Source organism: Kitasatospora sp. NPDC004289, assembly GCF_053602875.1.
This window is the reverse complement of record NZ_JBSGEL010000008.1, coordinates 56,574-76,697: the sequence shown is the minus strand read 5'-3', so window position 1 is coordinate 76,697 and position 20,124 is coordinate 56,574. Positions and strand designations below refer to the sequence as shown.

At 72.0% G+C, this 20,124-nt stretch carries 20 protein-coding genes; 18 read left to right on the top strand and 2 right to left on the bottom strand.

The genetic code is table 11. The features are described from left to right. Positions 1–156 precede the first annotated feature (156 nt). The 4 genes from ACWEPF_RS07625 (at position 157) to ACWEPF_RS07610 (ending at position 3,285) form a co-directional block, all read left to right on the top strand. Positions 157–1,269, top strand: a complete 1,113-nt coding sequence (locus ACWEPF_RS07625; RefSeq protein WP_345279066.1) for a M24 family metallopeptidase — start codon at positions 157–159, stop codon at positions 1,267–1,269. A gap of 70 nt (positions 1,270–1,339) precedes the next feature. Beyond that, positions 1,340–1,900, top strand: coding sequence for an elongation factor P (gene efp / locus ACWEPF_RS07620; protein WP_345283286.1), 561 nt, complete (start codon positions 1,340–1,342; stop codon positions 1,898–1,900). 2 nt (positions 1,901–1,902) lie between these two features. After that, positions 1,903–2,343, top strand: a complete 441-nt coding sequence (nusB, locus tag ACWEPF_RS07615) for a transcription antitermination factor NusB (RefSeq protein WP_345283287.1) — start codon at positions 1,903–1,905, stop codon at positions 2,341–2,343. Positions 2,344–2,460: 117 nt separating this feature from the next. Next, positions 2,461–3,285: a thioesterase family protein gene (locus ACWEPF_RS07610; protein ID WP_452171837.1), complete on the top strand. Its 825-nt coding sequence runs from the start codon at positions 2,461–2,463 to the stop codon at positions 3,283–3,285. Here the strand turns inward: ACWEPF_RS07610 and ACWEPF_RS07605 are convergent, their stop codons facing one another. Continuing rightward, positions 3,286–4,158 (bottom strand): hypothetical protein, encoded by an 873-nt coding sequence (locus ACWEPF_RS07605; protein WP_452171836.1) that lies wholly within the window; start codon positions 4,156–4,158, stop codon positions 3,286–3,288. A gap of 209 nt (positions 4,159–4,367) precedes the next feature. Between ACWEPF_RS07605 and ACWEPF_RS07600 the strand changes: the two genes are divergently transcribed. Further along, positions 4,368–5,225: a hypothetical protein gene (locus tag ACWEPF_RS07600; protein ID WP_452171835.1), complete on the top strand. Its 858-nt coding sequence runs from the start codon at positions 4,368–4,370 to the stop codon at positions 5,223–5,225. Positions 5,226–5,306: 81 nt separating this feature from the next. Here the strand turns inward: ACWEPF_RS07600 and bldD are convergent, their stop codons facing one another. Continuing rightward, the gene (bldD, locus tag ACWEPF_RS07595; protein WP_345283293.1) at positions 5,307–5,810 is read right to left on the bottom strand and encodes a transcriptional regulator BldD; all 504 of its coding nucleotides are present in this window, start codon (positions 5,808–5,810) and stop codon (positions 5,307–5,309) included. Between the two features lie 301 nt (positions 5,811–6,111). On the opposite strand from bldD, the gene pyrR reads away from it, so the two are divergent. From pyrR to coaBC, 13 genes are all read left to right on the top strand, one after another. Further along, positions 6,112–6,720: a bifunctional pyr operon transcriptional regulator/uracil phosphoribosyltransferase PyrR gene (pyrR, locus tag ACWEPF_RS07590; RefSeq protein ID WP_345283295.1), complete on the top strand. Its 609-nt coding sequence runs from the start codon at positions 6,112–6,114 to the stop codon at positions 6,718–6,720. 75 nt (positions 6,721–6,795) lie between these two features. Further along, entirely contained in the window at positions 6,796–8,100 is a 1,305-nt protein-coding gene (locus ACWEPF_RS07585) for a dihydroorotase (protein ID WP_452171834.1), read from the top strand. Next, the gene (locus ACWEPF_RS07580) at positions 8,100–8,666 is read left to right on the top strand and encodes a PH-like domain-containing protein (RefSeq protein WP_452171833.1); all 567 of its coding nucleotides are present in this window, start codon (positions 8,100–8,102) and stop codon (positions 8,664–8,666) included. The genes ACWEPF_RS07585 and ACWEPF_RS07580 overlap by 1 nt, the downstream gene beginning before the upstream one ends. After that, entirely contained in the window at positions 8,663–9,838 is a 1,176-nt protein-coding gene (carA, locus tag ACWEPF_RS07575; protein ID WP_452171832.1) for a glutamine-hydrolyzing carbamoyl-phosphate synthase small subunit, read from the top strand. The genes ACWEPF_RS07580 and carA overlap by 4 nt, the downstream gene beginning before the upstream one ends. 3 nt (positions 9,839–9,841) lie before the next feature. Then, positions 9,842–13,150 (top strand): carbamoyl-phosphate synthase large subunit, encoded by a 3,309-nt coding sequence (carB, locus tag ACWEPF_RS07570; RefSeq protein WP_449794921.1) that lies wholly within the window; start codon positions 9,842–9,844, stop codon positions 13,148–13,150. An 87-nt stretch (positions 13,151–13,237) separates the two neighbouring features. Then, positions 13,238–14,335, top strand: coding sequence for a quinone-dependent dihydroorotate dehydrogenase (locus ACWEPF_RS07565; RefSeq protein ID WP_452171831.1), 1,098 nt, complete (start codon positions 13,238–13,240; stop codon positions 14,333–14,335). Positions 14,336–14,493: 158 nt separating this feature from the next. Next, positions 14,494–15,279 (top strand): dihydroorotate dehydrogenase electron transfer subunit, encoded by a 786-nt coding sequence (locus tag ACWEPF_RS07560; protein ID WP_452171830.1) that lies wholly within the window; start codon positions 14,494–14,496, stop codon positions 15,277–15,279. After that, positions 15,279–16,238, top strand: coding sequence for a dihydroorotate dehydrogenase (locus ACWEPF_RS07555; protein ID WP_452171829.1), 960 nt, complete (start codon positions 15,279–15,281; stop codon positions 16,236–16,238). The genes ACWEPF_RS07560 and ACWEPF_RS07555 overlap by 1 nt, the downstream gene beginning before the upstream one ends. Before the next feature lie 9 nt (positions 16,239–16,247). Continuing rightward, on the top strand, positions 16,248–17,081 hold the full coding sequence (gene pyrF / locus ACWEPF_RS07550) for an orotidine-5'-phosphate decarboxylase (protein WP_452171828.1): 834 nt from the start codon (positions 16,248–16,250) through the stop codon (positions 17,079–17,081). A 292-nt stretch (positions 17,082–17,373) separates the two neighbouring features. After that, on the top strand, positions 17,374–17,700 hold the full coding sequence (gene mihF, locus ACWEPF_RS07545; RefSeq protein WP_345283306.1) for an integration host factor, actinobacterial type: 327 nt from the start codon (positions 17,374–17,376) through the stop codon (positions 17,698–17,700). A 60-nt stretch (positions 17,701–17,760) separates the two neighbouring features. Continuing rightward, positions 17,761–18,318, top strand: coding sequence for a guanylate kinase (gene gmk / locus ACWEPF_RS07540; protein WP_345283307.1), 558 nt, complete (start codon positions 17,761–17,763; stop codon positions 18,316–18,318). A 48-nt stretch (positions 18,319–18,366) separates the two neighbouring features. Further along, positions 18,367–18,633 carry a DNA-directed RNA polymerase subunit omega gene (gene rpoZ / locus ACWEPF_RS07535; protein ID WP_030056185.1) on the top strand — a complete coding sequence of 89 codons (267 nt, stop codon included), beginning with the start codon at positions 18,367–18,369 and terminating at the stop codon, positions 18,631–18,633. 165 nt (positions 18,634–18,798) lie between these two features. After that, a complete protein-coding gene (gene coaBC, locus ACWEPF_RS07530) occupies positions 18,799–20,007 on the top strand; it encodes a bifunctional phosphopantothenoylcysteine decarboxylase/phosphopantothenate--cysteine ligase CoaBC (protein WP_452171827.1) in 1,209 nt (402 codons plus the stop codon). The last annotated feature ends 117 nt before the right edge of the window (positions 20,008–20,124 follow it).

The window sequence follows — 20,124 nt, the reverse complement described above, 5'->3', positions numbered from 1 at the left end:
ACCACGTGCAAGTGAATGTCCGTACCCGGCACACGGGTCTCCTTCTTCCGTCTCGCGCAGTTCCTCGCGCCCCTGACCCCTCACGGGTTGCTGCCTGCGGCCACGGGCGGGTGCGTTCGGCGGGCGGGGCGGGCGTGGGGTTCTTAGGCTCGGGGCATGGTTGACGCACACGGGGCTCGGCGGGAACGGCTCAGGCAGCACTGCAGCGCCTCCGGCGCCGACGCGGCGCTGGTCACCCGTCCCGCGAACGTCCGGTACCTGACCGGCTGCGCGCCCTGCGGGGCCACCCTCCTGCTCACCCGGGACAGGGCGCTGCTCGCGCTGCCCGAGGACCTGCCCCCCGACGACACCGGGGAGCACCTGGTGCCGGACGACCCCGAGCTCTCCCGGGTGCCGGTGCCCGGCGAGACCGACACGGCGCTGGCCGCCGCCGAGGCCGCAGCCCGGCTGGGGGTGCGCGACCTGGCGGTGGAGGAGCACGACCTGACGGTCAGTCGGCACCGCGCGGTGGCCGGGCTGGCCAAGGGGGTCAACCTGCTGGACCTGGCCCGCGCGGTGGAGCGCCAGCGGGTGGTCAAGGACGAGCACGAGATCGCCGACCTGCGGATCGCCGCCGAGATCGCCGACCAGGCGCTCGGCGAGCTGCTGGAGTCGATCCTGGTCGGCCGCACCGAGCGCCACCTGGCGATGGAGCTGGAGCGCCGGATGATCGACCACGGCGCGGACCGGGCCGCCTTCCCGGTCTCGGTCGGCACCGGCAGCCACTCCGGCCAGGAGGCCCACCTGCCCACCGACCGCCGGGTGGAGGAGGGCGACTTCCTCACCGTGGTGCTCGGCGCCCAGTACCGCGGCTACCGGGTCTCCACCGCCCGCACCTTCGTGATCGGCGCCGCCCCCGCCCCCTGGCAGGTCGACCTGCACCGCCTGGTCTTCCGCGCCCAGCGGGCCGGACGGGAGGCTCTCCAGCCGGGCGTCCCGCAGCACGCACCGGACCTGGCCGCCCGCGAGATCCTCCAGTCCGCGGGCCACGCGGGCAACGCCGTGCACCCGCTCGGTCACGGCATCGGACTCGAGATCAGGGAGGCGCCGCGTCTCGGGCCCGCGGACATGGGTAAACTGGACAATCGCGTGCCGGTCACCGTCGGCCCCGGGGTGCACATCCCCGGAAAGGGCGGAGTCCGGATCGAGGACACGCTCGTGGTGCGCCCCCTCGAAGAGGGCGGGCCCGAGCTGCTCACCATCACGACCAAGGAGCTCCTCGCGCTGTAGCCGCCCCGGCGGCCGCGGCACGCGCAATCCCTTGGTTCCTTGACAGCTATATCCAGGAGTAAGTGCGCCCGTGGCTTCCACGAACGATCTCAAGAACGGCATGGTCCTCAACATCGACGGCAAGCTGTGGTCCGTCGTCGAGTTCCAGCACGTGAAGCCCGGCAAGGGCCCGGCCTTCGTGCGCACCAAGCTCAAGGAGGTCCTCAGCGGCAAGGTCGTCGACAAGACCTTCAACGCCGGCGTCAAGGTGGAGACCGCCAACGTCGACAAGCGCACCATGCAGTTCTCGTACAAGGACGGCGAGAACTTCGTGTTCATGGACATGGACACCTACGACCAGCTCACCATCGAGCCGTCGGTCGTCGGCGACGCCGCCAAGTACCTGCTGGAGGGCTTCGAGGCCCTGGTCGCGCAGAACGACGGCTCCCCGCTGTACGTCGAGCTCCCGGCCGCCGTCGAGCTCGTGATCGCCGAGACCGAGCCGGGCGTCCAGGGCGACCGCTCCACCGGTGGCACCAAGCCGGCCACCCTGGAGACCGGCACCGAGATCCAGGTGCCGCTCTTCGTCACCACCGGCGAGAAGGTCAAGGTCGACACCCGCGACGGCAGCTACCTGGGCCGGGTCAAGTAACCGTGTCCGCTGCTCGCACCAAGGCCCGCACCCGGGCCTTCCAGATCCTCTTCGAGGCCGACCACCGCGGGGTCGACCCCCAGCGGGTGCTCGCCGACTGGATCGCGCGGGCGCGCGACCCCAAGCCGGACGAGGGCATCCCGCAGGTCGGCGAGTACACCATGCAGTTGATCGAGGGCTACGTGCAGCACGCCCGCAAGATCGACGAGCTGATCTCGACCTACGCCGTGGGCTGGACCCTCGACCGGATGCCGATCGCGGACCGCAACGTCCTGCGCCTCGGTGCCTACGAGCTGATCTGGGAGGACGGCGTCCCGGACGCGGTCGTCCTGGACGAGGCCGTCGAGATCGCCAAGGAGTACTCCACGGACGACTCCCCGGCCTTCGTCAACGGCCTGCTCGCCCGCTTCCTGGAGCTCAAGCCGACCCTGCGTCGCGACTGAGCACCGAGCCACGGAGCCGCCGGCCCCTTCGGGGGTCCGGCGGCTCTGTCGTTCCCGGGGGCGGCTGGCCTATGGTGGCTACTGACGGGTAACTGCTCTGCGAAGGCGGCTCCACCGATGACCACCGCGATCCTCAGCGAGTTCGACCAGGGCATCGCCCTCCAGACCGACGGCCCCGGGGCGTACCGGGCGGAGTTGGGCGAGGGCTGGCAGATCGGCGGCGGGATCAACGGGGGGCTGCTGCTGGCGGTGGCGGGGCACGCGCTCTCGCTGGACCACCCCGAGCACCCGGATCCGGTCTCGATCAGCGGGTACTACCTGTCGGCCTCGGTGCCCGGGCCGGCGGAGGTGCGGACGGAGTCGGTGCGGCGGGGGCGTTCGCTCTCCACCGCGACGGCCTCGCTGAGCCAGGGCGGGGAGGAGCGGCTGCGGGTGCTCGCCACCTACGGGGACCTGAGCACCCATCAGGGGGAGGTGCGAACCACCGCGGTGGCGCCGCAGCTGCCGCCGGTGGAGCAGTGCATCGGCGTGGAGCACGCGCCGCCGCAGCTGATCTCGCAGGCCGCGCTGCTGGAGCGGTTCGACCTGCGGCTGGACCCGGCCAGCGTCGGCTGGGCGCTCGGGCAGCCGTCCGGGCGGGGGCTGATCCAGGGCTGGTTCAAGCTGGCTGACGGGCGCGAGCCGGACCCGCTCTCGCTGCTGCTGGTGGCCGACGCGCTGCCGCCGGTCACCTTCGACCTCGGCATGCCCGGCTGGGCGCCCACCATCGAACTGACGGTCCATCTGCGGGCCCGGCCGGTGCCCGGCTGGCTCCGGGTGGTGCACTCGACCAGGAACCTGGCGGCCGGTCACTTCGAGGAGGACTGCGAGGTCTGGGACGCCTCCGGCCGGCTGGTCGCCCAGTCCCGCCAGCTGGCCCGGGCGCCGCGGCCGCCGAAGTAGTCAGCCGAAGTAGGACGGCTCGCGGACGGCGAGGCTGGTGGCCATCGCGGTCAGGGTCTCGTCGGTCACGTGCGTGCCGTCGGCGGTGAGGGTGACCATCGAGTCCCCGCGGCGGACGAAGAACACCACGGTGTTGGAGTGCATGACGGCCCGCCAGGTGGTGTCGGTGAGCGCGGTGCAGGCCAGGGAGAGCGGTTCCCGGGCGGGGCCGTCGGCGCGGCAGTACGGCGGGCCGAAGTCCGGGTGGGCGACGGAGACCGTCACCTCGACGTCCCGGTTCGCGGGCGCGCCGTCCGGGTGGAGGGCGTAGGAGAGCGTGCGGCGTTCGCTGTCGAGACTCGGCGGGCTGACCCGCAGGCCGGTGGCGTCCGGGCCGAGCAGCGGGACCGTGGCGGTGGCCACGTAGTCGGCCCGGCGCTGGTCCGCCCGCCGGTCGCCGAGCGCCGAGGCCAGCGGCCAGAGCGGGAGGAGGGCCGCCACCAGGGCGACCCGGGCGGTGAGGGGCGTACGGCCGGGCAGCACCACGGGCGTGACCAGGGCGTACGCGGCTCCGGCGAGCAGTGGGAGGAGCTGCCAGGGCGGGGCCAGCTCGGCGCGGCCGGCCTGCGCGGCGACGAACCAGACCACCAGCGGTGCCGTGGTGACCACCCGCACGGCCGGGCGGACGTCGAGCAGGTGCAGGGCGATCCCGGCCAGCACCGAGAGGACGGTGAAGGAACCGACGATGTCGAGCACGAGCCAGTCCAGGCAGCCCCAGGGCTCGTCCGTGCACGACCTGGTGGTGGCCCAGGCGGCCAGCCACCAAGCGCCGAGCAGCAGCGCACTGCCGACCAGCCCCACCAGGGCCGCCCGCAGCACCCGTGATCCGAACATCCCGCTTCCCCCCGTCGGCGTGCCATCCGCAGAGCAGTGTGGGGGGCGCAGGTGAACGGCGCATGAGCACCCGTACTCAGGCGCTCGCGGTGGCGGATGCGTCACGGACGGTTACAGGCTTGTGACGTGCGGTACGTGTGCGCCCGCCGGGGAGGGGGAGGTAGAGGGGCAGCGGCACTCCGCCGCCGACGAACCATCAGGAGCCTCCGATGAGCCGTAACGGTCGCCCGTCCCGCGCCTCCCGCTGCACCTCCCACCAGCCGGCCCGACACGAGGACCAGGCGTTCGTGACCGGCATCCTGGCCGGCCCGGAGGACTTCGAGCGGGTGCGGGAGTGGCGGCTGACGGACGCTCCGGACTACGACGCCTACCTGCTGGACACCGCGGTGCTGCTGGAGGAGGCGCGGCGCAGCTTCGGGGTGGTGCAGGCCCGGGTGTTCCACCCGCAGGACTTCGCGGAGTTCTGCCTGCTGCACGGGCTGGACCCGGCGGAGCAGACCTCCCGGGACCGCTACCTGGTCAACCCGCCGCTGCAGACCCAACTGCTGCCCTACCAGGGCGAGGAGCTCTCGGGGGACTTCCTGCCGCGCCTGGTGCGGGCCCGGGAGAACGGGCTGACGCTGCGCCACGCGGACCTGCTGGTGGACGGCGGGCTGTACGCGGCGGAGGAGGACGCCGACCCGGCGGTGCGGCGGGCCTACCAGGCGGGGGCGGAGGTGTTCCGCCGGATGCTGGTGGGGGCCGGCCCGGGCACGTACGAGTTCCGCTGCGCGGTCGAGGCGCCGGGCGGGCGGCTGACGGCGGAGGCCCGGATCCTGCACTGGGAGGACGGCGTGGTGCGGATCAACGACGAGGACCTGGACCTGGTCTGCGCGGTGCTCTGCGCCGGGCTGTACCGGGAGCTGCCGGGGGCGGCGCTGCTGCACGGGACCCAGGGCTCGGCCTGCGGGGAGTACCGGCAGACGGCCTGGGGCTGGCAGGGCGGCGGGCACGGGTACGTGCCGGCGGCGGTGGAGCTGGACGGGGTGTCGTCCGGGCCGGGGTTCAGCCTGGGGACGGTGTGCTGACCCGGGGCCGGGACGCGCGAACGGCGGAGCGGGCCCCGCGAGGGGCCGCTCCGCCGTGACGTTTCTGCAGGTGACGTCAGGTCAGTTGACGTCCTCCTCCCGGACGGCGCGGCGCGCGTCCGGGTTGAGCACGCCCCAGCTGATCAGCTGCTCGGTGAGGATCGAGGGGGACTGGTCGTAGATGACGGCCAGGGTGCGGAGGTCGTCCTGACGGATCGACAGCACCTTCCCGTTGTAGTCGCCGCGCTGGCTCTGGATGGTGGCCGCGTAGCGCTGCAGCGGGCCGGCCTTCTCGGACGGCACCTGGGTCAGTCTCTCCAGGTCGAGCACCAGGCGCGGCGGCGGCTCGGCCGCGCCGCCGGGGGTGCCGCCGGGCAGCAGCTCCTGGACCGGCACGCCGTAGAACTCCGCCAGCTCCGCGAGGCGCTGCACCGTGACCGCGCGGTCGCCGCGCTCGTACGAGCCGACCACCACGGCCTTCCAGCGCCCCTGGGACTTCTCCTCGACGCCGTGCAGGGAGAGCCCCTGCTGAGTGCGGATCGCCCGGAGCTTGGCCCCGAGCTGCTTCGCGTAGTCGCTGGACATTGGTCTCCCCGGACGAGATTGCTTCGCGTTGAAGGGTGAGCACGAGCGGGCTGGTGGTTCAGCTGCCGGACCCGGCTGCGTTACCGGTGGGTTCGGCGGCGGTCTCGTAACTCACTGTGAGGTTACGTAGAGTGAGGTAGTTGCGTCAAGCCGAATGGTGCACTCGTGCGATTGGGCCCCTGACCAGGCAGACATGATCCCCCTGTTACGATGGCGGCGGCTTCCGGCGCAGCCCGGGGGTCGTTCCACAGACATCCTTTAAAGCCCGTCCTGTGAGGCGGGGAAGGAGGTCGGCTTCGGCATGACCACACGCACTGACTCAGCGCGTCCACCGCACCAGGTGCTGGACGCCACCGATGTGACCCGGGTGATCACCCGGATCGCGCACGAGATCGTCGAGCGCGCCAAGGGCGCGGAGGACGTCGTGCTGCTCGGCATCCACACCCGCGGGGTGCACCTCGCCCGCCGCCTGCAGGCCAAGCTGGCCCAGATCACCGGCCGCGAGATACCCATGGGCACCCTGGACATCACGATGTACCGGGACGACCTGCGGCTGAAGCCCGCCCGGGCCGCCGAGCACACCGAGATCCCGGCCGACGGGATCGAGGGCAAGCTGGTCATCCTGGTCGACGACGTCCTCTTCTCCGGCCGCACCATCCGCGCCGCGCTCGACGCGCTGAGCGACATCGGCCGCCCGCGCGCCGTCCAGCTCGCCGTACTGGTCGACCGGGGCCACCGCGAACTGCCGATCCGCGCCGACTACGTGGGCAAGAACCTGCCGACCTCGCTGCGCGAGGCGGTCCAGGTCCGGCTCGCCGACGTGGACGGCCGGGACGCCGTGCTGGTCGGGGACCGCGACTACGCGGCCCGTTCCTCGCAGGCCTTCGCCTCCGAGCCCTCCGGGGAGTAGCGGCCGGGCGGTGCTCCGTGCCCGCCCCGCCGTGCTGCCTCGTACCCCCGTACCGAAGACCCCCGGAGCACAGTCATGACCACGTACCTGATCCGCAACGCCCAGATCCTGGGCGGCGCCCCGCAGGACCTCCTCCTCGCCGAGGGCGTCATCCAGCAGATCGGCACCGACCTGGACGCCGCCGCCGACGTCGAGATCGACGCCCGCGGCCTGCTGGTGCTGCCCGGCCTGGTGGACCTGCACACCCACCTGCGCCAGCCCGGCAAGGAGGAGGCCGAGACCGTCCTGACGGGCACTCAGGCCGCCGCCATGGGCGGCTTCACCGCCGTGCACGCGATGGCCAACACCACCCCGACCGCCGACACCGCCGAGGTGGTCGAGCAGGTCCACCGCCTGGCCCTGGAGGCCGGCTACTGCGACGTGCACCCCGTCGGCGCCGTCACTGTCGGCCTGGAGGGCAAGGAGGCGGCCGACTGGGACGGCATGCACCGCTCCGCCGCCGCCGTCCGGGTCTTCTCCGACGACGGCAAGTGCGTGGACGACGCCGTGATGATGCGCGCCGCGCTGGAGTACGCCAAGAGCATCGACGGCGTGGTCGCCCAGCACGCCCAGGAGCCCCGCCTGACCGAGGGCGCCCAGATGAACGAGGGCACCGTCTCGGCCGAGCTCGGCCTGCCCGGCTGGCCCGCCGTCGCCGAGGAGGCGGTCATCGCCCGCGACGTCGCGCTGGCCGCGGCCACCGGCGGCCGGCTGCACGTCTGCCACCTCTCGACCAAGGGCTCGGTGGAGATCGTCCGCTGGGCCAAGTCCCGCGGCCTGGACGTGACCGCCGAGGTGACGCCGCACCACCTGCTGCTCACCGACGAGCTGGTCCGCACCGGCGACGCGGTCTACAAGGTCAACCCGCCGCTGCGCACCGAGGAGGACGTGCTCGCGCTGCGCGCCGCGCTGGCCGACGGCACCATCGACGCGGTCGGCACCGACCACGCGCCGCACCCCGAGGCGGACAAGACCTGCGCCTGGGCGGTGGCCGCGATGGGCATGGTCGGTTTGGAGACCGCGCTCTCGGTGGTCCAGCAGACCATGGTGGACACCGGTCTGATGAACTGGCAGGGCGTGGCGGACCGGATGTCGCACCGCCCGGCCCGGATCGGCCGTCTCACCGGGCAGGGCCGCCCGATCTCGGTCGGTGAGCCCGCCAACCTGGTGCTGTTCGATCCCGCGTACCGTGGGACCGTGACCCCCGACGCCTTCGCCACCCGCAGCCGGAACACCCCCTTCAAGGGCCTCGACCTGCCCGGGAAGGTGCACGCCACCTTCCTGCGCGGCACCGCCACGGTGCTCGCCGGGGCCCTGACCGAGCTGGGTGAGGACGCGTGATGCTCCTTCAGCTGGCCCAGGAGAAGGCGAAGATCACCGACTGGACCCCGTACCTGGGGTGGATGGCCGGCCTGGCGATCCTGGTCGGGCTCGTCTACTGGCTGATGCGCCAGGGCTGGAACTGGCGCCGCACGCTCCAGTCCGACCTGCCCCCGCTGCCGGAGGTGCCCACCGACCCGGGCGCGCCGCTGCTGGAGGCGAAGGGCCGCTACCACGGCTCGACCACCGCCGGGAACTGGCTGGACCGGGTCGTCGCGCACGGCCTCGGCACCCGCAGCCTGGCCGAACTCACGCTCACCGAGCGGGGCCTGCTGGTCCGCCGGCCCGGTGACGTGGACCTCTGGATCCCTGCGGGCAGCCTCGCGGCCGCCCGGACGGACTCCGGGATCGCGGGCAAGGTCGTGCCCGCCGGACTCCTCGTCATCACCTGGGACAACCAGGGTGTCGCGCTGGATTCCGGCTTCCGGGCCGACCACCCTGAGGAGCACACCGCCTGGGTCGAGGCGGTCGAGGCTCTCGTGACACGACGTACGACGAAGAAGACGGAAGAAGAGGCCGCCAAATGACCGCACCTGCCCCCACCACCACGCGCCACAGGCGGGAGCGCATCCCCGCCGTGCTCGTCCTGGAGGACGGCCGGGTGTTCCGCGGCCAGGCCTACGGCGCGGTCGGCGAGACCTTCGGCGAGGCCGTCTTCAACACCGGCATGTCCGGCTACCAGGAGACCCTGACCGACCCGTCCTACCACCGCCAGGTGGTCGTCATGACGGCCCCTCAGATCGGCAACACCGGCTGGAACGACGAGGACGACGAGTCCTCGCAGATCTGGGTGGCCGGCTACGTGGTCCGCGACCCCTCCCGGGTCACCTCCAACTGGCGCGCCGAGCGCTCGCTGGACGAGGAGCTGGTCCGTCAGGGCGTCGTCGGCATCAGCGGCGTGGACACCCGCGCGCTCACCCGCCACCTGCGCGAGCGCGGGGCGATGCGGGTCGGCATCTTCTCCGGCGAGGCGCTGGCCGACGAGGCCGAGCTGCTGGCCCGGGTCGGCCGCGCGCCCGAGATGAAGGGCGCCGACCTGTGCGCCGAGGTCGCCACCAAGGAGACCTACGTCGTCCCGGCGATCGGTGAGAAGAAGTACACCGTCGCCGCGCTCGACCTCGGCATCAAGGGCATGACCCCGCACCGGATGGCCGAGCGCGGCATCGAGGTGCACGTCTTCCCGGCGAACTCCACCGCCGAGGAGCTGTACGCGGTGAACCCGGACGGCGTGTTCTTCTCCAACGGCCCCGGCGACCCGGCCACCGCCGACCACCAGGTCGCGGTCGCCCGCGAGGTGCTGGCCAAGAAGACCCCGTTCTTCGGCATCTGCTTCGGCAACCAGATCCTCGGCCGGGCGCTCGGCTTCGGCACCTACAAGCTGAAGTACGGCCACCGCGGCATCAACCAGCCGGTGCAGGACCGCACCACCGGCAAGGTCGAGGTCACCGCGCACAACCACGGCTTCGCCGTGCAGGCCCCGCTGGACAAGGTGAGCGACACCCCGTTCGGCCGCGCCGAGGTCTCCCACGTCTGCCTGAACGACGACGTGGTCGAGGGCCTCCAGTGCCTGGACACCCCGGCCTTCTCGGTCCAGTACCACCCCGAAGCGGCAGCGGGCCCGCACGACGCGGCCTACCTCTTCGATCGCTTTGTCGACCTGATGGCCGGTGCCCCGGCCCGCACCACCGCAGGGAGCTGACCCGTGCCGAAGCGCACTGACATCAAGTCCGTCCTGGTGATCGGCTCCGGCCCGATCGTCATCGGCCAGGCCGCCGAGTTCGACTACTCCGGCACCCAGGCCTGCCGGGTGCTCCGCTCGGAGGGCCTGCGGGTCGTCCTGGTGAACTCCAACCCGGCCACGATCATGACCGACCCGGAGATCGCCGACGCCACCTACGTCGAGCCGATCACCCCGGAGTTCGTCGAGAAGATCATCGCCAAGGAGCGCCCCGACGTGCTCCTGCCGACCCTCGGCGGGCAGACCGCGCTCAACACCGCGATCTCGCTGCACGAGAACGGCACCCTCGCCAAGTACGGCGTCGAGCTGATCGGCGCCAACGTCGAGGCGATCCACAAGGGCGAGGACCGCCAGCTCTTCAAGGGCGTGGTCGAGGCCGTCAACGCCAAGATCGGCCACGGCGAGTCCGCCCGCTCGGTCATCTGCCACTCGATGGACGACGTCCTCAAGGGCGTGGAGACGCTCGGCGGTTACCCCGTCGTCGTGCGTCCCTCCTTCACCATGGGCGGCGCCGGCTCCGGCTTCGCCCACGACGAGGAGGACCTGCGCCGCATCGCCGGCCAGGGCCTGACCCTCTCGCCGACCACCGAGGTGCTCCTGGAGGAGTCCATCCTCGGCTGGAAGGAGTACGAGCTCGAGCTGATGCGCGACAAGAACGACAACGTCGTGGTGGTCTGCTCGATCGAGAACTTCGACCCGATGGGCGTGCACACCGGTGACTCGATCACCGTCGCCCCGGCGATGACCCTGACGGACCGTGAGTACCAGACGCTCCGTGACATCGGCATCGCGATCATCCGCGAGGTCGGCGTCGACACCGGCGGCTGCAACATCCAGTTCGCGATCAACCCGGTCGACGGCCGGATCATCGTGATCGAGATGAACCCGCGCGTCTCCCGCTCCTCGGCGCTGGCCTCCAAGGCCACCGGCTTCCCGATCGCCAAGATCGCGGCCAAGCTGGCGGTCGGCTACACCCTGGACGAGATCCCCAACGACATCACCGAGAAGACCCCGGCCTCCTTCGAGCCCTCGCTCGACTACGTCGTGGTCAAGGTGCCCCGCTTCGCGTTCGAGAAGTTCCCGAGCGCCGACGCCACGCTGACCACGACCATGAAGTCGGTCGGCGAGGCGATGGCGATGGGCCGCAACTTCCCCGAGGCGCTGAACAAGGCGCTGCGCTCGCTGGAGAAGAAGGGCTCGCAGTTCAACTGGACCGGCGAGCTCGGCGACAAGGCCGAGCTGCTGACGAAGAGCCAGGTCCCGACCGACGGCCGGATCAACACCGTCATGGACGCCATCCGGGCCGGCGCCACCCCGGAGGAGGTCTTCGACAACACGAAGATCGACCCGTGGTTCGTCGACCAGCTCTTCCTGATCAACGAGATCGCCGAGGAGCTCGCCGAGGCCGAGAAGCTCGACCCCGAGCTGCTCCGCCACGCCAAGCGGCACGGCTTCTCCGACCAGCAGATCGGCGAGATCCGCGGCCTGCGCTCCGACGTGGTCCGCGAGGTCCGGCACGCGCTGGGCATCCGCCCGGTCTTCAAGACCGTGGACACCTGCGCCGCCGAGTTCGCCGCCAAGACCCCGTACTTCTACTCGTCCTACGACGAGGAGACCGAGGTCGCCCCGCGCTCCAAGCCCGCCGTGATCATCCTGGGCTCCGGCCCGAACCGCATCGGCCAGGGCATCGAGTTCGACTACTCCTGCGTGCACGCCTCCTTCGCGCTCGCCGAGGCCGGGTACGAGACCGTCATGGTCAACTGCAACCCGGAGACCGTCTCCACCGACTACGACACCTCCGACCGGCTCTACTTCGAGCCGCTCACCCTGGAGGACGTGCTGGAGATCGTCCACGCCGAGCAGCAGGCCGGCCCGGTGGCCGGCGTGCTGGTCCAGCTCGGCGGGCAGACCCCGCTCGGCCTGGCCCAGGCGCTCAAGGACAACGGCGTGCCGATCGTCGGCACCCAGCCCGAGGCCATCGACCTGGCCGAGGAGCGCGGCGCCTTCGGCCGCGTGCTGCGCGACGCCGGCCTGCCGGCCCCCAAGCACGGCACCGCCTTCTCCTTCGAGGAGGCCAAGGCGATCGCCGACGAGATCGGCTACCCCGTGCTGGCGCGCCCCTCGTACGTGCTCGGCGGCCGCGGCATGGAGATCGTCTACGACGAGGCCTCGCTGGCCTCCTACCTGGAGCGGCACGCCGGTCTGATCTCCGAGCACCCGGTGCTGATCGACCGCTTCCTGGACGACGCGGTCGAGATCGACGTGGACGCCCTCTACGACGGCCACGAGCTCTACCTCGGCGGCGTGATGGAGCACATCGAGGAGGCCGGCATCCACTCCGGCGACTCGGCCTGCGCCCTGCCCCCGATCACCCTGGGCGGCTACGACATCAAGCGCCTGCGGGTCTCCACCGAGGCCATCGCCAAGGGCGTCGGCGTCCGCGGTCTGATCAACATCCAGTTCGCGCTGGCCGGGGACATCCTGTACGTCCTGGAGGCCAACCCGCGCGCCTCGCGCACCGTGCCCTTCACCTCGAAGGCCACCGCGGTGCCGCTGGCCAAGGCGGCGGCCCGGGTCTCGCTCGGCGCCACCATCGCCGAGCTGCGCGCCGAGGGCCTGCTGCCGAGCGAGGGCGACGGCGGCACGCTGCCGGCCGACTGCCCGATCTCGGTCAAGGAGGCCGTGATGCCGTGGAGCCGCTTCCGCGACATCCACGGCCGCGGCGTGGACACCGTGCTCGGCCCGGAGATGCGCTCGACCGGCGAGGTCATGGGCATCGACAAGGTGTTCGGCACCGCCTACGCCAAGGCCCAGGCCGGCGCCTACGGCGCCCTGCCCACCAAGGGCAAGGTCTTCGTCTCGGTCGCCAACCGCGACAAGCGCAACCTGGTCTTCCCGGCCCGCGCGCTGGTCGAGATGGGCTTCGAGGTGCTCGCCACCTCCGGCACCGCCGAGGTGCTGCAGCGCGGCGGCATCCCGTCCACCGTGGTGCGCAAGCACAGCGAGGGCGAGGGCCCGAACGGGGAGAAGACCATCGTCCAGCTGATCCACGAGGGTGAGGTCGACCTCATCATCAACACCCCGTACGGCACCGGCGGCCGTCTGGACGGCTACGAGATCCGCACCGCGGCGGTGTCGCGCGGCGTCCCGTGCCTGACGACCGTTCAGGCGATGGGCGCGGCGGTGCAGGGCTCCGACGCGCTGCTGCGCGGCGAGGTCGGCGTGATGTCGCTGCAGGAGCACGCGGCCCTGATCAACGCCGGGCGCAAGTAGCTCATCCCCGTGGGGGGCACACCGCAGGTTGGGGTGCCCCCCACACCCATGTCCGCTTTCTGTTCCGAGGAAGGGTGCGACCCCGTCGTGTACAAGCTGCTGTTCGATCTGGTCTTCAAGAAGATGGACCCGGAGAAGGCGCACCACCTGGCGTTCTTCTGGATCCGGCTGGCCGCTTCGGTGCCCGGGCTGCGGCAGCTGGTGAAGCTGGTGCTGGCGCCGCGTCACGCCTCCCTGCGCACCACCGCCTTGGGGCTGGACCTGCCCGGGCCGTTCGGGCTGGGGGCCGGCTTCGACAAGAACGGGATCGGGATCGACGGGCTGTCGATGCTGGGCTTCGACTACGTCGAGATCGGGACGGTCACCGGTGAGCCGCAGCCGGGGAACCCGGCGCCGCGGCTGTTCCGGCTGGTCGAGGACCGGGCGCTGATCAACCGGATGGGCTTCAACAACCAGGGCTCGTCGCGGGTCGCGGCGCGGCTGGCCGGACGGGCCCGGACTGGGCTCACGCCGGTGGTGGGCGTGAACATCGGTAAGACCAAGGTGGTGGACGAGGTCGACGCCACCGCCGACTACGTGAAGAGCACGGAGCGCCTGGCCGAGCACGCGGACTACCTGGTGGTGAACGTGAGTTCGCCGAACACGCCGGGGCTGCGGAACCTGCAGACGGTGTCGACGCTGGCACCGCTGCTGGTCGACGTGCGGCGGGCGGCGGACCGGTCGGTGCCGCACCACGTGCCGCTGCTGGTGAAGATCGCGCCCGACCTGGCGGACGAGGACATCGACGCGATCGCCGACATGGCGATGGAGATCGGGCTGGACGGGATCATCGCGACCAACACCACCATCGGGCGGGAGGGGCTCAAGGAGTCCGCGGCCCGGGTGGAGGAGATCGGGATGGGCGGGCTGTCCGGGGCCCCGCTGAAGGCGCGGTCGCTGGAGGTGCTGCAGCGGCTCCGGGCGCGGACGGAGGGTCGGCTGGTGCTGGTCGCCGTGGGCGGCATCGAGACGGCGGACGACGCGTGGGAGCGGATCACGCACGGGGCCGATCTGGTGCAGGGGTACAGCGCGTTCATCTACGAGGGGCCGTTCTGGATGCGGAAGCTGCACCGGGGGCTGGCGGCGCGGTTGAAGGCGAGCGGGTACAAGAGCATCGCGGAGGCGGTCGGGACGGCGAAGGCCTGAGCGCCGGTCCGTGGGCGGGGGTGACTGCGCGGCGCGGAGTGCGGCAAGTGCCGTTCCCCTTCGCGCAGTTCCTCGCGCCCCTGCTGTCGCTGACCCTGGTTGCCGAATGGTCCGAGGCTCGTTCTTGGTTCTGGACGTTCCCGAGAAAGTGAGAACCGATGGCCCATCCAGTGGTGACCGAGGCGGAGTTGGTGGAGTCGGCGCCGGCCGGGGCGTACCGGCGGTTGGTGCTGCGGGCTCCGGAGGTGGCGCGGCGGGTCGGGCCGGGGCACTTCGTGATGCTGCGGGGGCGGGCGTTCTGGATCCACCGGGCGGACGTCGGGGGCGGGACGGTCGAGCTGGTGGTGGCCGAACGCGGGCCGGGGACACGGGAGTTGGTGCGCAGTCGGGTGGGGGACCGGTTGAGTCTGATCGCTCCGCTGGGGACGCCGTTCCCGGTGCCGGAGGGGCCGGTGAGTGCGTTGCTGGTGGCCGACGGGTACGGGAGCGCGGCGCTGTTCGGGCTGGCGGAGGGGATCCGGCGGCGGGGCGGGCAGGTCGGGTTCATCCTGGGGGCGGCGAGCGAGGAGCGGCTGTTCGGGACGGAGGCGGCCCGGGAGCTGACGCAGGACGTGCTGGTGGTGACGGAGGACGGTTCGGCGGGGCTGGCCGGGGTGGTGACCGAGGTGGTCGCGCAGGCGCTGAAGGCGATCGACGCCACCGTGGTGTACGCCTGCGGGCCGACCCCGATGCTGGCCGAAGTCGCGGCTGTCGCAGGTGAGTTGGGCGCACGGTGCTGGACGGCGGTGGAGGAGGCGATGGCGTGCGGGACGGGGCTCTGCGCAGCCTGTCTGCTACCGGTGATCGGGGCCGACGGGGTGAGCCGGTCGGTGCGGTCCTGTACGGACGGGCCGGTGTTCGACGGGGCGCGGGTGCGCTGGGCGGAGACGGGGAAGGCGGCCTGATGGACCCTCGGGAGATCGACCTGACCGCCCCGCTGGGGCACCGTACGCTGCCGAACCCGCTGACCACCGCCTCGGGCTGCGCCGGGTACGGCCGGGAGCTGGCCAAGTTCGTGCCGTTGGACGCGCTGGGCTCGGTCACCACCAAGACGGTCATGCGGGAGCCGCGCGCCGGCGGGCCCGCGCCGCGGACGGCACGGACGCCGTCGGGGATGCTCAACGGCGTCGGCCTGCAGGGCGTCGGCGTCGCGCACCTGGTCCGGACCGAGCTGCCCTGGCTGGCCGAGCGCGGCGCCCGGGTGGTGGTCTCGGTCGCGGGGGAGCGGCTGGAGGAGTTCGCCGAGGTCACCGCCGCGCTGGACGGGCAGCCCGGGGTGGTCGGCGTCGAGGTCAACCTGTCCTGCCCGAACGCCGCCGACCGCGGCCAGGTCTTCGCCTGCAACCCCGCCACCTCCTACGACGTGGTCCGGGCGGTGCGCCGCGCGGCCGATGCCCAGCTGCCGGTCTACGCCAAGCTCTCCCCGGACGTCACCTCGGTCACCGAGATCGCCGCCGCCTGCGTGCAGGCCGGCGCCGACGGACTGTCCCTGATCAACACCCCCCTCGGGATGGCCATCGACCCCGTCACCATGCGCCCGGTGCCGGGCGGTGCGGCCGGCGGGCTGTCCGGCCCGGCGATCCGGCCGCTGGCCGTGCGCTGCGTGCACCAGGTGCACGCGGAGATGCTGGCCGACCGGATCCCGAGGGTGCCGATCCTCGCCATGGGCGGGCTCCGGACCGGGCTGGACGCCCTGGAGTTCACCCTGGCCGGTGCCGCCGGCGTCGCCGTCGGCACCGCGCTGTTCCACGACCCCACCGCCCCGCTGCGCATCCTCGACGAGCTGCGCACCGAGCTGGCGGCGAGGGGCTTCGCCTCGTACACGGACGCGGTGGGGTACGCCCACCGCGCGGAATCCACCTGAAAGGCCGTCATGACGCTCGCTCCCTTCGGTACCCGCCTCGCCGCCTCCCTGGAGGCCCGGGGCCGGCTCTGCGTGGGCATCGACCCGCACGCCTCGCTGCTCACCGCCTGGGGCCTGAACGACGACATCGCCGGCCTGGAGACCTTCAGCCGCACGGTGGTCGAGGCGCTGGCCGGTGAGGTGGCGGTGCTCAAGCCGCAGGCCGCGTTCTTCGAGCGGTTCGGCTCCCGGGGCATCGCGGTGCTGGAGCGGACCGTCACCGAGGCCCGCGAGGCCGGCGCGCTGGTGCTGATGGACGCCAAGCGCGGCGACATCGGCTCCACGATGGCCGCCTACGCGGAGACCTTCCTGTCGCCGGACCGGGCGCTGTTCTCGGACGCGCTGACCGTCTCGCCGTACCTGGGCTTCGGCTCGCTGCAGCCGGCCGTGGACCTGGCGAAGGCGAACGGCTGCGGCCTGTTCGCGCTGGCGCTCACCTCCAACCCCGAGGGCCACGAGGTCCAGCGGGCCGTCGGCGCCGACGGGCTGACGGTGGCCCAGGGCGTGCTGAACCGGCTGAGGGCGGAGAACGCGGGCGCCGAGCCGCTCGGCTCCTTCGGCGCGGTGGTCGGCGCCACCCTGGCCGAGGCCGGGGCGGACCTGGCGATCAACGGCGCGCTGCTGGCCCCCGGGGTCGGCGCCCAGGGGGCGACGGCGGCCGACCTGCCGCGGGTGTTCGGCGACTCGGTCGGGAACGTCCTGCCCAGCGTGAGCCGGGACGTGCTCAAGCACGGGCCCTCGGTGGCGGCCCTGCGGGCTGCCTCGGAGCGCTTCGTCGAGGAGATCGCCGCCGTGGTGAAGTGACGCAGTTCATGACGGGCGCCCTGTGAGGCGCGTCACAGCGGCCCGGCGGATGGGTCGTCAGGGCGGCTGATTTGCCCGGAAAAGTCCTGGTCGACCTTGGCTGACCAGGACTTTTCGTGTTCTTTTCCTGACGTGCGGCCTCAAGTTGGGTAGTGTCCGGCGAGAGGTCACCGAGGGGCGGCGGAACCGTTGCTCTCGCAGGTCAGAGCCGTGAGGTTCTGCGCTCGGTGCGCTTCGAAGGCACCACCCAGTCATAGCTCATTTCCTTCCATCTACACCTGAGGTGAACGGCGTGGCTCTTCCGCCCCTTACCCCTGAACAGCGCACCGCCGCGCTCGCGAAGGCTGCCGAAGCCCGTCGGAAGCGCGCCGATGTGAAGAACAAGCTGAAGCACTCCGGTGCCTCGCTGCACGACGTGATCAAGGCGGGCAAGGCCGACGACGAGGTCATCGGCAAGATGAAGGTCTCCGCACTGCTGGAGTCCATGCCCGGCGTCGGCAAGGTCCGCGCCAAGCAGATCATGGAGCGCCTGGGGATCTCCGAGAGCCGCCGCGTCCGCGGGCTCGGAACGAACCAGATCGCTTCGCTGGAGCGGGAGTTCGGCTCCACCGCCTCCTGACCTCGGCCGAAAGCCGACCCGGTGGTCCCCGGATCGTCCGCGATCCGGGATAATCGGTGCATGAGTGAACGTCCGCGGCTGACCGTGCTCTCCGGCCCTTCGGGGGTCGGCAAGAGCACGGTCGTCGCTCATCTGAGGAAGCAGCACCCCGAGCTCTGGCTCTCGGTGTCGGTCACCACCCGGCACCCGCGGCCCGGCGAGAAGAACGGGGTCCACTACTACTTCGTCGACAACGACGAGTTCGAGAAGCTGGTCGCCAACGGCGAACTGCTGGAGTGGGCCGTGTTCGCCGGGAACCGCTACGGCACCCCGCGCGCGGCCGTGCTGGAGAAGCTGGCGAGCGGGAAGCCGGTCCTGCTGGAGATCGACCTCCAGGGCGCCCGGCAGGTCCGGGAGTCGATGCCCGAGGCCCAGCTGGTCTTCCTCGGCCCGCCGAGCTGGGAGGAGCTGGTCCGCCGGCTCACCGGCCGCGGCACCGAGCCGCAGGACGTGATCGACCGCCGGCTGGAGGCCGCCAAGGTCGAGCTCGCGGCCGAGCCGGAGTTCGACACCACGCTGGTCAACCACTCCGTCGAGCAGGTCTCGGCCGAACTGCTACGGTTGCTCGGTGTAGCCTGAGCAGACAGTTCTGCTCAGGATTTGTTTCTTCTTTCGGAAGGTTTTCGCGTGTCCTCTTCCATGACCGCGCCCGAGGGCATCATCAACCCGCCGATCGACGAGCTGCTCGAGGCGACCGACTCGAAGTACAGCCTGGTCATCTACGCCGCCAAGCGCGCGCGTCAGATCAACGCGTACTACTCGCAGCTCGGTGAGGGCCTGCTCGAGTACGTCGGCCCGCTCGTCGACACCCACGTGCACGAGAAGCCGCTGTCGATCGCGCTGCGCGAGATCAACGCGGGCATGCTGACGGCCGAGGCCGTCGAGGCCGCCTGAGTCTCCCGGTACGTCACCGCAGGGCCCGTCGGAGCTGATGCTCCGACGGGCCCTGCGGCGTTCCCGGGGGCGCGCGCGGTGTGTCGCGGGCCATGGTGCGACGGGCTTCTGATGGGTCGTAGGGTGGGGCTCGTCCCCGCCCGCCCGGCAGAGAGAGCCACCGCGATGAACGCCAGCCCGCCCAGTGTCGTCCTCGGCGTGAGCGGCGGCATCGCCGCGTACAAGGCGTGCGAGCTGCTGCGCCGGTTCACCGAGTCCGGCCACGCCGTGACCGTGGTGCCGACCGCCGCCGCGCTGCACTTCGTCGGCGAGGCCACCTGGGCCGCCCTCTCCGGCCGGCCGGCCGCCACCGAGACCTGGGAGCGGGTGCACGAGGTCCCGCACGTGCGGATCGGCCAGCAGGCCGACCTGGTGGTGGTGGCCCCGGCCACCGCCGACCTGATGGCCAAGGCCGCCCACGGCCTGGCCGATGACCTGCTCACCAACACCCTGCTCACCGCCCGCTGCCCGGTGGTCCTGGCCCCCGCCATGCACACCGAGATGTGGGAGCACCCGGCCACCCAGGAGAACGTGGCCACCCTGCGCCGCCGCGGCGTCATCGTGCTGGAGCCCGCCGTCGGCCGGCTCACCGGCAAGGACACCGGCAAGGGCCGGCTGCCCGAGCCGGCCGCGATCTTCGAGGCCTGTCGCCGGGTGCTGGAGCGCGGCGGCCTGGAGGCCGACCTGACCGGCCGTCACGTGGTGGTCTCGGCCGGTGGCACCCGCGAGCCGCTGGACCCGGTGCGCTACCTGGGCAACCTCTCCTCCGGCAAGCAGGGCTACGCGCTGGCCACCACCGCCGCCGCCCGCGGCGCCCGGGTCACCCTGCTCTCCGCCAACGCCACCCTGCCGGACCCGGCGGGGGTGGACGTGGTGCACGTCTCCACCGCGCTGGAGCTGCGGGACGCGGCGCTGAAGGCGGTGGCCGACGCCGACGCCGTGGTGATGGCGGCCGCGGTGGCCGACTTCCGCCCGGCCGAGTACGCCACCGGGAAGATCAAGAAGGTGGACGGGCAGGACCCCGCGCCGGTCGCGCTGGTGCGCAACCCCGACATCCTGGCCGAGCTCTCCGCCCACCGGGCCCGCCCGGGCCAGGTGGTGGTCGGCTTCGCCGCCGAGACCGACGACGTGCTCGCCAACGGGCGGGCCAAGCTGGCGCGCAAGGGCTGCGACCTCCTGGTCGTCAACGAAGTGGGCGGCGGTAAGGCTTTCGGTCAGGACACCAATGCGGCGGTTCTGCTGAGCGCGGACGGAACCGAGACCGAGATCGCCGACGGGCCCAAGGAATCGCTGGCCGACGCGGTCTGGGACGCGGTCGGAACCCGCTTGGGCTGAGCTGGAGGCGTGGTCGAATACGTCTCAATCTTTGAGGGGGGAGTGCCGCCACCTGGTAGCGGACCGTTACACTCGCGGAATCAAAGTCTTTCCGGATGTCCGGACACCCGGGCATTC